The organism is Phycisphaerales bacterium, from assembly GCA_016716475.1.
Classification (GTDB): domain Bacteria; phylum Planctomycetota; class Phycisphaerae; order UBA1845; family Fen-1342; genus JADJWG01.
This window is the reverse complement of record JADJWG010000001.1, coordinates 344,866-359,740: the sequence shown is the minus strand read 5'-3', so window position 1 is coordinate 359,740 and position 14,875 is coordinate 344,866. Positions and strand designations below refer to the sequence as shown.

At 64.6% G+C, this 14,875-nt stretch carries 12 protein-coding genes; 7 read left to right on the top strand and 5 right to left on the bottom strand.

All coding sequences use genetic code 11. The annotated features are described in order from the left end of the window. The first annotated feature begins 5 nt into the window (after positions 1-5). On the top strand, positions 6-851 hold the full coding sequence (locus IPM18_01590) for an outer membrane lipoprotein-sorting protein (protein MBK9118282.1): 846 nt from the start codon (positions 6-8) through the stop codon (positions 849-851). A gap of 48 nt (positions 852-899) precedes the next feature. Continuing rightward, positions 900-1,925: a UPF0104 family protein gene (locus IPM18_01585; GenBank protein MBK9118281.1), complete on the top strand. Its 1,026-nt coding sequence runs from the start codon at positions 900-902 to the stop codon at positions 1,923-1,925. On the opposite strand, the gene IPM18_01580 is transcribed toward IPM18_01585, so the two are convergent. After that, positions 1,910-2,644, bottom strand: a complete 735-nt coding sequence (locus IPM18_01580) for an HAD-IIB family hydrolase (GenBank protein MBK9118280.1) — start codon at positions 2,642-2,644, stop codon at positions 1,910-1,912. The genes IPM18_01585 and IPM18_01580 overlap by 16 nt on opposite strands. A 165-nt stretch (positions 2,645-2,809) precedes the next feature. Here IPM18_01580 and IPM18_01575 point away from each other — a divergent pair, with 165 nt between their 5' ends. Next, a complete protein-coding gene (locus IPM18_01575; GenBank protein ID MBK9118279.1) occupies positions 2,810-5,116 on the top strand; it encodes a hypothetical protein in 2,307 nt (768 codons plus the stop codon). 96 nt (positions 5,117-5,212) lie between these two features. On the opposite strand, the gene IPM18_01570 is transcribed toward IPM18_01575, so the two are convergent. After that, positions 5,213-6,328 (bottom strand): methyltransferase domain-containing protein, encoded by a 1,116-nt coding sequence (locus IPM18_01570; protein ID MBK9118278.1) that lies wholly within the window; start codon positions 6,326-6,328, stop codon positions 5,213-5,215. 194 nt (positions 6,329-6,522) lie between these two features. Between IPM18_01570 and IPM18_01565 the strand changes: the two genes are divergently transcribed. Beyond that, positions 6,523-7,125 (top strand): TetR/AcrR family transcriptional regulator, encoded by a 603-nt coding sequence (locus tag IPM18_01565; GenBank protein MBK9118277.1) that lies wholly within the window; start codon positions 6,523-6,525, stop codon positions 7,123-7,125. A gap of 81 nt (positions 7,126-7,206) precedes the next feature. Here IPM18_01565 and IPM18_01560 read toward each other — a convergent pair whose 3' ends face one another. Together IPM18_01560 and IPM18_01555 are read right to left on the bottom strand one after the other, a co-directional pair. After that, complete coding sequence (locus IPM18_01560; GenBank protein MBK9118276.1) at positions 7,207-7,980, bottom strand: PEP-CTERM sorting domain-containing protein; 774 nt, start codon at positions 7,978-7,980, stop codon at positions 7,207-7,209. 456 nt (positions 7,981-8,436) lie between these two features. Then, positions 8,437-8,880, bottom strand: coding sequence for a hypothetical protein (locus tag IPM18_01555; GenBank protein ID MBK9118275.1), 444 nt, complete (start codon positions 8,878-8,880; stop codon positions 8,437-8,439). A 348-nt stretch (positions 8,881-9,228) separates the two neighbouring features. On the opposite strand from IPM18_01555, the gene IPM18_01550 reads away from it, so the two are divergent. The 3 genes from IPM18_01550 (at position 9,229) to IPM18_01540 (ending at position 13,092) form a co-directional block, all read left to right on the top strand. Then, positions 9,229-10,431: an MFS transporter gene (locus IPM18_01550; GenBank protein MBK9118274.1), complete on the top strand. Its 1,203-nt coding sequence runs from the start codon at positions 9,229-9,231 to the stop codon at positions 10,429-10,431. An 82-nt stretch (positions 10,432-10,513) separates the two neighbouring features. Continuing rightward, entirely contained in the window at positions 10,514-11,464 is a 951-nt protein-coding gene (locus tag IPM18_01545; protein ID MBK9118273.1) for a DUF362 domain-containing protein, read from the top strand. After that, complete coding sequence (locus tag IPM18_01540) at positions 11,461-13,092, top strand: 4Fe-4S binding protein (GenBank protein ID MBK9118272.1); 1,632 nt, start codon at positions 11,461-11,463, stop codon at positions 13,090-13,092. The genes IPM18_01545 and IPM18_01540 overlap by 4 nt, the downstream gene beginning before the upstream one ends. A 66-nt stretch (positions 13,093-13,158) precedes the next feature. Here IPM18_01540 and IPM18_01535 read toward each other — a convergent pair whose 3' ends face one another. Next, complete coding sequence (locus IPM18_01535; protein ID MBK9118271.1) at positions 13,159-14,862, bottom strand: trypsin-like peptidase domain-containing protein; 1,704 nt, start codon at positions 14,860-14,862, stop codon at positions 13,159-13,161. Between the last annotated feature and the right edge of the window lie 13 nt (positions 14,863-14,875).

The following is a 14,875-nucleotide window of genomic DNA, read 5'->3' as shown; positions in this document are numbered from 1 at the left end:
TCTTGATGAAACGGCGATGTTGTCAGGTTGGGATGCAGGGAATGATGCTGGTGGCACTGGCCGCCGTGCTGGCGCCGGCTGCCGCGCAGGACGCCCGCCCGGCGGAGGCCGCGGAAAAGGCGAAAAAGGCCGAGCAGATCATCGACAAGTGGATCGAGGCCCAGGGTGGCCGAGCTGCGCTCGAGAAGATCAAGACTCGCGTCACCAAGGCGAAGTTCGAAGTGGTGGGGATGGGGATGACTGGCCAGATCACCACGCAGGAGGCGCAGCCGCACAAGCAGCGCGTCGAACTCGACATGGCCGGCATGGGCAAGGTGCTGCAGGGCTCCGATGGGGAGTTGTTCTGGGAAGTTTCCATGATGGGACCGCGTATCGTCGAGGGTGCGGAGCGGGATTTCCAGAAGCGGCTTTCGGGCATGCATGCTGAGCTGCGTTGGAAGGATCTCTACGAGAAGGCGGAGTATGCCGGCGAAGAGGACGTCGAGGGCCAGGCGGCCCACAAGGTCGTCATGACGCCCAAGAACGGTCCTGCGGTCACGCAGTATTTCGACAAGGACAATTACCTTCTGCGGAAGGTGGAGTTGACAGCGCCGACGGCCATGGGGGATCTGCCCATGACGATGCGCTTCGAGGACTACCGCCGCGTCAATGGCCTGATGATCGCCCACAAAGTCACGCAGACGCTGCAGAACGTGCAGAGCATGACGCTGACGCTCGAGAGTGTCGAGCACAACGTCGACCTGCCGGCCGATACATTCGCACTGCCGCCGGAGATCGTGGAACTCCAGAAGGCGAAGGCCGCTGGCAAGGACTCGAATTCGGACGCAGAAACCAAGCCCGAGGCGGAATAGCGCCGGCGCGGGTGCCTGTGGGGGGCGCCCTCCTGCCGGGTTCGAACCATGAAGCACGGCCTGTCCGATGGAGCGCCGACAAAAACAGACCGGCGGCCGGAAGCTGTACCCCAGCGCTCCGGTCGCCGGTTTTCGCGCGCACTGGGTACGGCACTGGCGGTCCTGCTGTTCGGCGGTGCTGTCTGGGTACTGCAGCGGGAGCTGCGCGATCTGCGCATCACCGATCTGTATGACCACCTGCGCACGCTGTCGGTATTGCGGGTGGGGGCCGCGCTGTTGGCGGGTGTCGCTGCTTATGTTGTCCTGACGGGGTACGATGTCCTGGGCTGGATGTACGCCGGCCGCCGCTGGCGTTATCCACGCCTGGCATTCACCTCGTTCATCGCCTTCGCGCTCAGTATGAATCTCGGTTTTCCGCTCGTCACGGGCACAGCGGTGCGGTACCGCCTGTATACGCCGCTTGGATTCGGCCCGCTCGATCTGACCCGGCTGGTTGCCATACTGGCCGTGACTTACTGGCTGGGTTTTCTGTTGCTCGGGGGGGTGGCTCTGCTGCGGACGCCGGGCATGCTCGTGCAAGCGGCGCACTTGCCCACGGAGTGGGTGTATGGACTGGCCTTGCTATTCCTGCTGATCGTGGCAGTCTACGTCGGTTGGTGCTTCGCGAAACGACCGCTGCATTACCGCCAGTGGGAGTTTCGCGCGCCGCAGCCGGCGCTGCTCCTCGGACAGGTTGCCGTGGGTTGCGGGGATTGGTTGGCAGCCGCGGCGGTATTGTACTGGGTGCTTCCGGCTGATGCGGGGCTCAGTTATGCGGGTGTGCTGGTGGTGTTTCTGCTCGCTCAGATGCTCGGGATGGCCAGCAATGTCCCCGGTGGCTTGGGGGTGTTTGAGGGAACGGTGCTGGTGCTGCTGGACGGCTGTGTGACGACGGGCGCGCTGGTGGGGGCGGTGCTGCTCTACCGGGTAATTTACCTGCTGGCCCCGCTGTGCGTTGCACTCGCGCTGTTGGGGTGGCACGAGATGAGTGGTCGGCGCCGGGGGGCGTCGTGCGCAGTTCACAGCCAGCCGTAGTGCCGTAAGCCCTCGCGGATCCCCGCAGCGTGTTTGGCGCGGGCGTGGTAGATGTGGGGTTGTTTCTGGCAGGCCAGTTCCGGGGACGCGTTTCCGACGACGATCGCCCGGAAGCCAAGGTCCGCGCGCATCATGTCCAGGTCGTTGCCGGTATCACCGGCCGTGATCACGGCGTCGGCCGGCAGTTCCCACGCGCGGGCGAGGTAACGCAGGGCCTCGCCCTTGCCGGCCCGGGCGGGGATCAGATCCAGATACTCGCCGGCCGAGTGAATCACCTTTGCCTTGAGACCGTGGGCCGCCAGGCGCCCGCGAATCTCCTGCAGGCGGGGCGCCACCTGCGTATCGAGGTGATAGCTGCATTTGAAGGGGGATTGCCATTCGTCGGCTTGCGGCCGCGCCATGGGTATGTCACGCATGAGCCGGTGGATCGCGCCGTGATTCCAGCCGCGCCCGATCACGCGCTGCCAATCGGTGTCGAGCACGTAGCGACCATCCTGCCAGGTGAAGATTTCCGTACCGACCATGCAGAGACAGGCATCCGCTTGGTAAGTCCCCGGCTGTCGGGCGAAGTATGCCTCGATCGAACGCAAGTGTCGCCCCGTGGAGAAAGCGACCGCGATACCGGCGGACCGCAATTCCTCCCAGAGGGACCTCATAGCCGAGTCATCGCCGAGGAAGGTGCCGTCGAGGTCCGTCGTGAGCAGGCGTTGGATCGGCATGGTGGGTTTGCGTCGCTCCTGATTTTCCGGGTACGGAAAGTCTTCATGATGACAATTCCGCGCAGGGGCTGCAATGGCTGAGAGCACCGCTTGCGGGCCCGTAGGTCGGACAGGATACTGCCGTGGACCGGTGATCCGGGGTGCCGGTCGCCTGGGGAACTTAGGATGGCTGCCCAGCTACCGCTGCTCATCGCGTTCGGGCTGCTTTTCGGGACGGGGAATGGCGACCCCGCTACTCCCGTGCTTCGCCCACAGCCGTTCGCGATTACCGTCATGGATTCCGAAACCGGTCGTGGCGTGCCGCTGGTCGAGTTGACTACGACATACGGCCTGACATTCATCACCGATAGCGCCGGACGCATTGCGGTCGATGAACCGGAACTGATGGGGACGCGGGTGCACTTCTCGATCCGCTCGCACGGGTACAGCTTCCCGGCGGACGGGTTCGGCATAAGGGGTTCTGCGCTGGAGATCGTTTCCGGCGGCGCGGCCCGCATTGCCGTGATGCGGACGAACCTTGCAGAGCGGCTCTACCGCGTGACCGGATTCGGAATCTACCGCGACAGCGTGTTGCTCGACGAACCGGTACCGGTGGAGCACCCGTTGCGCAATGGCCTCGTCACCGGACAGGACTCCATTCTCGTGGTGGACTATCGCGGGCAGCGCTACTGGTTCTGGGGTGATACCGGCTGGCCGGCCTACCCGCTGGGGAACTTCGGAATGTCCGGCGCCGTGACACCTCCACCGGGCCCGGAACTCGACCTCGAACACGGCCCGAACCTCCGGTATTTCGTCGATGACCGTGGTTTCAGTCGTAAGATGGTGCCCCTCGAAGAGCCCGGGGCCGTGTGGGCCGGTCCTTTCATGGTGGTACGTGATCCACAAGGTCAACCAGGCCTGTTTACCCCGTTCTCACGAATGCGGTCGCTTGCGGAGCGGCTCGAGCTGGGACTGCTGCGCTACGATGACCAACGTGAGATTTTCGAGCGCGTGGCTACTTGGGATCAGAAGATGCCGGCTGCACCGACCGGGCACGTGCTGCGCCTGGCGGGCCCGCAGCCGGACTCTGAGCAGCATTTTTACTTCACTACGCCTTTTCCGGGACTGCGCGTACCCGCGACCTGGGATGCGGTGCAGGAGCCGGCGGCGTACGAGGGGTTCACCTGTTTTGCGGCCGGTGCCCGATACGATGAAACAACACCCGCGGAAGAGCGTACGCTGCCTCCGGTGGAGCGCGACCCCACGGGAAGCGCGAACCTGGTGTGGCGACCGAATACGGTGCCGTTGACCGTGAAGTTGCAGCAGCAACTGGTGGAGGCAGGTACGCTGCACCCCGCAGAACGCGCGTTTGTCTTGCGCGACGTGGAAACGGGCCGGGAGATCACGACCCACGGTGGCACGGTGCGCTACAACGCCTATCGCCAGCGGTGGGTCATGGTCGCACTGGAGATGGGCGGAACGTCGCTGCTCGGTGAAGTTTGGTTCGCGGAGGCGGATACCCCGCTGGGTCCGTGGGCGTACGCACGGAAAATCGTGTCGCACGACGACTACTCGTTCTACAACGTGATGCACCATCCGGGGTGCGACAGCGCGGATGGCCGGCGCATTTACTTTGAGGGTACGTATACAGCCATGTTTTCGGGGGCGAAGACACCGACCCCGCGTTACGACTACAACCAGGTAATGTACGCCTTGGCGCTGGACGACCCGCGCCTCGTGCTGCCGATACCGATTTATGCAGAGTCTTTGCCGGACGGCAGCGTGCGGTATCACGAGCGTGCTTCGGTTTGCCGTGGTGTGACGGGAACGCTGCGCGTCGCGCTATTCGTTTTGCCGCCTACGGCGTCCGTACCGGAGGGCGTGCTGCTCTATGCCGCGCCGCTTGAACCGGGCCGCACGGCCGAGCGGCTGACCTTGGATGAAAATGTGGAAGGAGCTCGACCGCTGGGTGTTGTGGCGCCCCGGAGGCCGGCTGCGGATCGGCGACCCGCCCGGCGGTACTGGCATCTGCGCTTGGCGGGCATGGAGTCGGTCGGCGGTACGTACACCGTCTGGCTCGCGCATCCCGATAGCGACATTGCAGAGGCGACCAACTCGGTGTCACCTGTCGGGCGTCAACCCCGCACCAGGGTTGAGCAGGAGCACTGGGTTCACGATGAGGTGCGGCTGATCCTCGCTGTGGAGGGGGCGCGCTTTGCGCTCACCGGGACATTCCACGAGGGCCGCATCAGCGGAGAGTGGCAAGGCCTCACAGCCGGCGGCGCGCCTGGCGGCACCCGCGGCCGCTGGGACGCCGAGCCGGCGATGGAGCCCTTGCATCGGACGCTGCGCGGTGGATTGCGCGAGACGGTGCTGCCGGGCGGGGCGGATACGGCTGATCCACAGCGTGTTCGTACCTGGGAGAATCCCTACGGTGAACGCGTCTGGCCGGCGGAGTGGTTCCTCCTGCGCGAGGTCGGCGGACTGGAGTGAGTCGCGCGGGCGGCTCCCGTTACCTTTGGGCACGCGCTGCCCGCCGCCCGCGCTCCAAGCAGGCTCACTCTGCTCCGCAGCAGCGTTGCCATCAATCTAGGATGGATAAACGACGAAGTAGGCGTTGATGAGGTCGTGTTCCAGACGCGTCTTCTCGATCCGCTCGAAACCGGCCTCGCGCAGCATCTTTTCCGCGAGCTGTTCGCCCCAGGCCGCGCCGAGTCCGGCACCGCCCTGCGCGAGCGAAACCGACATGCAGTGCATGCAGGAGATCGTGTAGACGAGCGTGGCCAGTTCCCGCCCGATGTTCTCATGCACATGGCTCGAACCCGCGATATCCTGCATCAGAAACACACCCTCCGGCCGCAGTGCGCGCCGCACGTTGGCGAGCACCTTGGCCGGGTCGCGTTGGTCGTGGATCGCGTCGAACGCGGTAATCAGGTCGAAGTGTGCTACGGTGTCGATCTGAGATACGTCACGGACGGTGAGCGTGACATTCGGCAGCCCAGCGGCCTGCGCGGCCTGTGTACCGGCTGCGACCGCGTCCGGACAAATGTCGTAGCCGACAAAACGGCTGCGCGGAAACTGCTGCGCCAGCAGAAGCAGCGCGCGGCCCTGCCCACAGCCGATGTCCAGCACATCGATCCCGGCTTCGAGCCGCGCGCGTAAGTCATCGACCAGCGGCAGTATGTGGTCGAGCAGAGCGGCAACGGTCGTCTGCGCACTTTCCTCGGCCATCACATCGTGGAAACGCGGGTAATCTTCGTAGGGGACGCCCCCTCCGTGGCGGAAGCAATCGACAATGCGGCTCTCGACCGAACCAAGGACGGCGATCCACTGCATCATGGCGGACATGTTTGCAGGAGTGGCTGTGCGCGTGAGGCGGGCAGCGTGCTCCGGAGGCAGGTGATACGTCTGCTGACCCGGGTCGTACTCGACGATGCCGCCCGTGACCAGGGCGCCGAGCCACTCGCGCACGTAGCGCTCCTGCAAGCCGGCCGCCTGGGCAATTTCGGCTGGCAGTGCGGGCGGCAACTGTGCCATGGTGTCGAAGAGTCCCGTGCGGTGACCGATGCTGAGCATCAGGGCCAGGGCAGACTCGTTGATGGTGCCTACAAGCCGCTCCGTGAAGCGTTCCAGGCGGGCTTGGTCGAGCGCCGTGGCGGGCGTCGCCGCAGGCGCAGCGCGGGTGGGGATCTCGTTTCTGAGCATGGGTTGATTTCCTCTTCGGCCTTGGACACCCAACACCTGGGTGATACCTCTTATACTTACTGACCGGTAAGGATATGTCAAGTTCAAATAGACTAATTTATTCGCGTGATCGGTTCCACATGATGTTCAATGGGTATGATATTAATATACAGAACGGTCATGATGCTACCTGAGCTATTTTGCAGGAGGTTGTCGTGCCTGCCAGTCGCCGTGACGAGTTGATCCAAACTGCCCTGCGCGTGTTCTATCGCGATGGTTTCCGTGCTACGGGGATCGATGCCCTCCTCAAGGAGGCCGGCATCTCGAAGATGACGCTCTATCACCACTTCCGCTCGAAGGATGAACTGGCGTTGGCGGTGCTGCGCCGCGAGGACGAGCAGGAGCGGAACGCCCTGATCCGCGAGGTGGAGCGCCGTGCAAAGTCCCCCCGCGAGCGGCTGCTGGCCGTGTTCGACGCGCTGACGGATTGGGTGCTGCATCCGGATTTCCACGGGTGCATGTTCATCCATGCCGCAGTGGAATATCGTGATCCCGATTCACCGGTGCGACGGACGGCGGTAGCGCACAAGGAATTCCTGCATGCCTACCTCCGTGCCTTGGTCCAGGAGGCGGGCTATGCCGATGCGGATGAACTGGCGTTGCGCCTACTCGTGCTGATCGACGGGGCCGTCGTTCTGGCGTATGTCGTGGGCGCATCAGATTCGTGCCGGTTGCATGCCGCCCGGGCGATGGCTTCGGCCAAGGGCGCCGCCGCCGAACTTCTCTGCACGGCCAAGCGCGTTGTGGTCACAGGATAGCGCCAAGTGACACCGGCGACGCGGTTGCTGTTCGCCCGCGCGTCACCGGTGTCACTATCTTTCCTGAAATCAATCCTCCATTCAGCGGCCACGGCGCCGCAGTCCAAGCAGGGCACCCAGTCCGAACAGCGCAGCCGTCGTGGGTTCGGGGATGATGGTGCCGAGGTTGACGCCGAGCCCGTCGCCGGAAGTCTGGTCGATATGAACCGTAAGGGTGCTCACCGCGTCGTCGATGCGCACCAGTGCAAGGCCGGTATTCCACCAGGGGTTGGCTCCACCCGGTCCGCTGACCGAATTCATCATCGTGAAGCTGCCCGCGCTGGGGGTGAAGAGTGTCGGGCCGAAGTTCTGGGCACCCGTCCAGTCACCGAGATGTGTGCCATTCTGCAGCACGGTTGCGACCGAAATGGTATTAGCGGGATTCTCGCCGGGGTTGGCGTCACGGCGGCCAAGGCCCTGCACGCCGAGGATCAATGTGCCCGCCGGCACGGTACCGGGGAACGTGTAGGTCACCGTCCATGTCGAGATCGGCAGACCGGAAACGGCCAGGTTGGTGCGCCCGAGTGTTTCCTCGGGTGTCCAGGCATACGTATCACCGGCAAAGGCGACCGAACCGCCACTCAGCGCTGGGACGGAAACGCGCGCCTCGTTGAAGTCCGGATTGGCGGAATACGTCATCTGCACGGTGCCGATCCCGGGCAGGTTGTAGTTGCCGGCGAAAGGCGGGGCCGAACCGAAAGGTGTCGGCGCGAGTGACATCCAGTTGACGTTGTAGTTCGCCGCGACAGCGCTGGATACGACACCGACGAGAACCAGACCCAAGCACACGACCATCCGACGGCGACGAGAGTTCATGCTTTGCACTCCTTGCAGGTACGTGGACCGGAGACCCGCACAGGCGGGACTCGACCGGGCACCACCGCGCGGCGCTACACGCACCGCCAGGGGTCCTACGGTGTATCCGTCACGAGTGGCGGAATCTCCACCCGGCGCCGGAATTTTGCGTGGCTTCCGCGACGTACAGTGAATGACTTGGCAGGCAGTACCAGGTGGATCTCTGGCCGGCGCACAAGACCTGGCGTTGTCCCGTGAACCTTATGCGGTCCGACCTCGACGTGCTGGGACCGACCCGTCTGCTGAGTACGACGGAACCTGGCCCAAGTTCGCAGTACGGTGTGGTGTAACCCGTCAAGATCAGGTGTGGTTGTGCGAAGGGGCGACCGCACAACCGCGTACCATTCGGCACGATACGCATGGTATCGTGCCTGCGACTGGTGCCACGCAGTGGTGCGGTCGCGAATCCTCGCTCGTTTATCTTCGGACGCGACCGATCACGCCTTGGAGATCACCGTAGGTCTCCTCCAGTTCGGCTGTGTCGGTTCCTAATACCCACAGCCCCATCGGACTGAGCCACTGGGCATCCGTCTTGATGCGGGCCATGTCATTGGTCGGCGGGATCTTGACGATCACGCGTGTGCGGTAACGTTCCTTCTCGCTGCCGTGCTGCGTGTACATCCAGCCCGTGCGCATGTACCCGCTGTCCTTGTCGAGGTATTCGATGTCATGCTGGAGTGCAATGACATCGGCGATCGACTGCCACGCGCCATCGCGCGTGAGCTCGGGGCGAAACTCAACCACCCGCCAGTCCGCTTCCGCCGTACGGACGAAGCTGGACGGGGCGCACCCGAGCAGCGCCGCCAGACAAGCGCCACCCGTCAAGAGGACCGTGAGGGGACATCGTGCGACTCTCATCATGAGCGTCTCCTCCGCTACAGTGTTACCCCCGTTTTTTGTGCACGTGAACGCGCTGGCCTGCGCAGGCACAGGGCTTGCACACCTACGAAGTTCAAGGTGCCGTGATTCATCAGACGACCTGACGGAGGCCATAGATCGAGTGCGAGATCTTCCCGCCACCTTCATTACATGCGCGGAAACTCGTAACGAAGCGCAATACTCCCCCAAAAAACAATTCCGCGCGTACCGGGGAGCGGTGGCGACTCATTCCTTCACGCGTGAAAAGTGCTGCACCGGCCACCATGCCCGGGTTCCCACCTTTTTGACCGCCCCGCTGCGTTGCCCCTGACGAGCGGCTACCATGCCTGCATGCCGCCGCTGGCCGCCGCTGCCATCATCGTGTTCTGCGAAGGTCTTGTGCTCTGGTCGGTGTTTCCGATCCTGAATTTCTACTGCGCAGAGCTGGGCGTTCGTGAAACACACATCCTCCCCTGGGTCGGCGTGCTCCTCATGCTGCAGGGCGGACCCAAGATCATCTCGAATCCGATCTTCGGCCGCCTTTCGGACCGGATCGGCCGTGGGCCCCTGATGGCAATCGCCAGTCTGGGCAGCGTGAGCGCTTCCATCCTCTGGGCGCTCGCACCGAATGTGTACTGGCTTGCCGCCTCGCGTGCCGTGGCCGGCATTTTCGGGGCCCAGGCCGTGCTGGCCTCGGCTGTGGTCGCGGACCATGCGGCGCCCGAAAAGCGCGGCATAGGAATGGGTATGATCGGGGCGGCGTTCGGTTTGTCGATGGTGCTGGGGCCGCTCTATGGGGGGCTTGTCAGCGAGTATCTGTCCTTTGCGGCGGTGGGTTGGATCGGGGCCGGGATCCAGTCGGTCGCAGTACTGACCGCTGTGACCGCGTTATCGTGGAAGCCCGTCCACCAAACGGTGCGCGTCTCCGGATTGGTACCCTCACGGTCGCTGTGGGCTCTGCCGGGAGTCCTGCCGCTGCTGGCGGCGACGTTGTTCATTACGCTTGCATTGGCGCAGGTCACGACCACGTTCCCTGAGTTCAGTCGGAAGGTCTACTCTTTCTCGCCGCAGCAGTCGGGCTACGCATTCGCGATCCTCGGGTTGATCGCCAGTCTCGTGCAGGGCGGCGGCCTGCGCCTGCTGCTGCCGGCCTTCGGAGAGCGCCGCGTGGCGCTGGCCGGATTGTTGATGGTCGTGGTGAGCATGCTGGGGATTGCCGCACAACCGCAGGTAGTGCTTTTGTGGCTATGCCTGCTGCTACTGGGCGTCGGGATTGCGCTTGGGACGCCAACCATCACTTCGCTGATCTCGCAGTGTGTCGATCCGCAGCGCCAGGGGGCAGTGCTGGGTCTGCACCAGGCGGCAACCTCGCTCGGACGCACTCTGGGAGCCGGGCTTGCGGGGGCTGCCGCCGCCCTCCACCACGCCACGGCACCATATTACGCCGCTGCGGTCCTGACCCTCATGGGCGCCGTCCTGCTGACGCAGTTCCGGACACCGGTGGCGCGCACCGTCGATGGCAAGCCGGCCACTGAGACCCTGCTGCCTGAGTGAGCGTTTTTTCCTTGCATCTCGAGGCCCGTGAGGGCAAAATACCCCCACTGGATACACATATCTCCTTTTTGGAGGCACTTGCATGTCCGCACCTACCCGTCGCGAGTTTCTGGCACGTTCCGCCGCACTCGGCGCGGCCGCACTCCTGCCGCGTTTCGCGCTCGGTCAAGCTGCGGCTCCGCAGGCCGCCACGGCGCCCGCGACCACGTTGCCGCCTGATATGACGATCGCGCGGTGGGGCGGAACGGAAGTTCCGACGGACCTACCCGTGAAGCTGGTTCGCGAGGCGCTGGGAGCGCTGGGTGGCATGGGGCGCTTCGTACAAAAACAGGCCGTCGTCTGGGTCAAGCCGAACATCGGCTGGAACCGCAAACCGGAGTTCGCCGCCAATACCGATCCGCAGGTCGTGGGCGAGATCGTGCGCCTGTGCTTCGAAGCGGGTGCGAAGACAGTGAAGGTGGGTGACTTCACCTGCAACGAGGCGCGGGCATGCTACGAAAACAGCGGAATCGCGCCGGCCGCGCGGGCGGCCGGTGCCCAGATCGTCTACCTCGACAAGAGCCGATTCCGGGACATGACCATCGGTGGGCGCCGCTTGAAGGAGCACCCGGTCTACCCTGAGATCGTGGAATGTGACCTCGTGGTGAACGTGCCGGTGTGCAAGCACCACGGTTCGACGCAGGTTACGCTCGCGATGAAGAACTACATGGGGGTCGTGGAGAACCGCGGTTTCTTCCACCAGGACCTGCCTACGACGATCGCGGATATCACGCGCTTCATGAAGCCGCGGCTCTCCATCCTGGATGCCGTGCGCGTGCTCACCGCCCGTGGCCCGACTGGCGGTCGCCTGGAGGATGTGAAGACCTTCAACACCGTAGCAGCGAGCGTGGACATTGTGGCGCTCGACGCCTTCGGAAGTGAGTTACTCGGGCACGATCCGGCGAAGATCGGCACGGTGGCCATGGGGGCCGAATACGAACTCGGTCGCATGGACTACCGTGCACTGCAGCTGAAGGAATTGCAGGTCGCGTGAGCCGCTTCCGTGTCCGCACACCCACGGTTCGCCTGCGCCGCACGGTGCAACTCCTCGTGTTGGCGTTGTTCCTCGCGGTCGTGTTGGCGGCGCGGCCGCAACCGGGGCAACGGCTCCCCGTGTGGTTGGAGTCCTTTTTTCACCTGGACCCGTTGATCCCGGTGGTGACTGGGCTGGCCGCCCATGCGGTGCAATGGGCGTTTCTGCTGAGCGTGGTCACCGTGGTGGTGACCGTGCTGCTGGGGCGGGTTTTCTGTGGCTGGTTCTGTCCACTGGGCACGGTCCACACCCTGGTCGGCCGCTTGTTCGAACGGTGGCGCCCGGCGCGGCAGCGCGAGCACTGGCACCGCGGGCAGCTCGCCAAGTACTACGTGCTGGCGGCCCTGCTCGTGCTGGCGCTGTTCGGCGTGCAGTGGCTCGTGCTGCTCGACCCGCTTGTGATCCTGTATCGCACGCTGACTGTCGCCTTGTGGCCCGCGGCGCAGGGAGGTGTGGAGAGTACCGCCACCGCGATCTACCAGGCGGATCCCGGTGTCGGCACGTGGCGCGTGACGTCCGTCACTGAGCCGGTGTACCGCACCGTGCGTGACTTGCTGTTTGTGAAACAGCAGCAGTCCTTCCCGAATTCCGGCTTCGTGCTGGGGTTCTTCCTTTTCATCACCGGTCTCAACTTCGTGCAGCGCCGCTTCTGGTGTCGCTATATTTGTCCGCTCGGAGCGCTGCTCGGGTTGCTCGCTTGGCGCCCGTGGCTCGTGCGCAAACTCGATACGGGTGCGTGCAACCAGTGCGACTTGTGCGGCCTGACGTGCCACGGCGCCGCCAGCACCGGCCCGGGCACCGGCTGGAAACCGCAGGAGTGCTTGGGCTGTCTGAATTGCACTTCCGCCTGTGCGGCCGGGGGGTTGAAGTTTCGCTGGGAGTTGCCATGGCGGCACGGCCTGGCGCCGGAGCGGGTCAACTTGTCCCGGCGTGGTATGTTGGAGGCCGCTGCGGGTGGCGTGGTCGCGGCGATGGTGTTGCGCGCGTCGCCGCAAGCGCGCGGGGCAACCTTTCACCCACTCTTGCTGCGACCGCCAGGGGCGGCGGATGAGGCGGACTTCCTGGCGCGCTGCACGGCTTGCGGGCTGTGCATGAAGGTCTGTCCGACAGGTGGCTTGCACCCCACGCTGTTCGAGGCCGGGTTGGACGGGCTGTTCACGCCGCGCCTGGTTCCCCGGATCGGTTACTGCGACTACGAGTGCAATGCCTGTGGTCAGGTCTGTCCGACAGCCGCGATCAGACCATTACCTTTGGCCGAGAAGAAGGCCGTACGCCTTGGGTTGGCAGCGTTCGATGTCGGGCGATGCCTGCCGTATGCATACGGCAGAAACTGCATGGTATGCGAGGAGCACTGCCCGGTGCCGGACAAGGCCATTTACTTCGCACCCGTGACTGTAACCGGTCGCGACGGCGTGCCCACCGAGCTGCTGCGCCCGCACGTGGACCCGGCGCATTGCACGGGCTGTGGCATCTGCGAAAACGTGTGCCCGTTCAAGGATCAACCGGCGATCCGAGTGACCAGCGCGAACGAGTCACGCCATGCCGCCAACCAGCCCATCCTTGGTAGCGGCAGCGGTTACCCGTTCTAGGTCCGCGCCTCTGATCGGTTGATCGCGCGGTGCGCGACCGGCACAGGGTGCCTGCCCGTCGCCGTGCTAGCGTCGATCGCCGCGGATTACGACAATCTTCCGATCGCCGACGCCCTCCTCGATCACCAGTTCAATCTCCTTGTTGCGGGGCACCGCCGCGAGGATTTCCTGCAACTCGCCCACGGTGCGGACCGGCTGGCCATTGCACTCCGTGATGAGGTCGAACTGCTCGATTGCACTCGAGCGGGCGCCGTTCGCGTCGAGTCCCCAGACCACAACACCGCGGGCTTTGTCCGAGTGGCCGATACCGTACAACTCACGCAAACTCGGCCGGAACGTGCGGGCCCAAACGCCGAGTTCATCCACGCGACGGCCGCTCTCGCGCGCGTTGAAACGCCCGGCGGTGAGGTCGGCGGGTTGCAGCCCCATCTCGACCGTCAGCTCGAGTTCCTGTCCCTCGCGCAACAAGCGGAAGCGCGCGCGCTCCCCCGGCGTCAGGTCGGCGACGAGTGTGCGGAAGCGCTCGAGTCCCGTCACGGGGATGTTATCAATGGCGAGGATCACATCGTCGGGCTGGAGGCCCGCCGCGCCGGCCGGAGCGTCGCGCATCACGCGATCGACGATCACGCCGCGTACCTGTGTCAGGCCGAAGACGTCCGCGTCGGCACGGGCCACGGGCACCGGCACGATCCCGAGATAGCCACGGCGGACTTGGCCGGAGTTCTTGAGTTGCTCGGCGATGCGGCGCGCGCGGTTCGACGGGATCGTGAACGCGATGCCGGCGTTGACACCGTCACCGCGTGTGGCGATCGCGGTATTGATGCCGACGACCTCGCCGCGCAGGTTGAGCAGGGGCCCGCCGGAGTTTCCGGGGTTGATGGCGGCGTCGGTCTGGATGAACTCCTGGTATTCGATGTCGATCATGCTGCGGCGCGTACGGCCGACGGCGCTGACAATGCCGTGGGTGACGGTTTGCTGCAGGCCGAACGGCGAGCCGACGGCCAGCACCCAGTCGCCCACTTCGAGCTCGTCGGAATTGCCGAAACTGAGCGCGTGCAGATCTTCCGCCGCGATACGGATGACGGCGAGATCGGTCTTTTCGTCCGAGCCGACCAGTTCCGCGGGGTATTCACGATCATCCCACAACAGCACGCGGATTTCGGAGCGGCCGTCGATGACGTGGTGGTTGGTGAGAATGTAACCGGCTGCATCAATGACGACACCGCTGCCGGACGCCGGTGAGCGGAACCAGCGACGAAATGTGGGCGGAAGCTGCTCGACATCGTCCTGCTCCCACAGGTCGTTGAGCTCCTGAAGCTGGCGCGGTGTCAGGGCATCGATGAGCAACTGGTCCAGGGCCTCGTTACTTTCGCGATCGGTGCCTTCCTTCAGCCACGCGTAGATCTGCTCACGCGGTGCAAGCTCGGCGCCGTTGGCGCGTTGCTGCGTGTCCAGCAGTTCGGCGTAGTAGCGGAAGCGCGCGTCGCGCTGGCTGCTGTTCATGGCGGTGGCCCGACTGCCGCTGACGGCGATATGCACCACGGCCGGTCGGGCGACATTGGACACCAGCTTGAACGCCCGCGATACGGCGTGCACCTCCGGCAACTCCGCGTGCAGCTTGGCGAGGTCTTCACTGCTGGCCTGGATGCGCCCGCGCTCGACGGCGTACGCCAGCCGCGAAACGATCCGATCGCCGGTGAAGATCGCGGCCACGAGCAGGGCCGCCGCCGCCCACCAGGTCAGCGGCAGCCGCGAATTCGGTCGGGTCATCAACGGAACTCCT

Coding starts and splice junctions, on each gene's coding strand:
- IPM18_01590 (MBK9118282.1), top strand. CDS start 6: ATGAAACGGCGATGTTGTCAGGTTGGGATGCAGGGAATGATGCTGGTG.
- IPM18_01585 (MBK9118281.1), top strand. CDS start 900: ATGAAGCACGGCCTGTCCGATGGAGCGCCGACAAAAACAGACCGGCGG.
- IPM18_01580 (MBK9118280.1), bottom strand. CDS start 2,644: ATGCCGATCCAACGCCTGCTCACGACGGACCTCGACGGCACCTTCCTC.
- IPM18_01575 (MBK9118279.1), top strand. CDS start 2,810: ATGGCTGCCCAGCTACCGCTGCTCATCGCGTTCGGGCTGCTTTTCGGG.
- IPM18_01570 (MBK9118278.1), bottom strand. CDS start 6,328: ATGCTCAGAAACGAGATCCCCACCCGCGCTGCGCCTGCGGCGACGCCC.
- IPM18_01560 (MBK9118276.1), bottom strand. CDS start 7,980: ATGAACTCTCGTCGCCGTCGGATGGTCGTGTGCTTGGGTCTGGTTCTC.
- IPM18_01555 (MBK9118275.1), bottom strand. CDS start 8,880: ATGATGAGAGTCGCACGATGTCCCCTCACGGTCCTCTTGACGGGTGGC.
- IPM18_01550 (MBK9118274.1), top strand. CDS start 9,229: ATGCCGCCGCTGGCCGCCGCTGCCATCATCGTGTTCTGCGAAGGTCTT.
- IPM18_01545 (MBK9118273.1), top strand. CDS start 10,514: ATGTCCGCACCTACCCGTCGCGAGTTTCTGGCACGTTCCGCCGCACTC.
- IPM18_01535 (MBK9118271.1), bottom strand. CDS start 14,862: ATGACCCGACCGAATTCGCGGCTGCCGCTGACCTGGTGGGCGGCGGCG.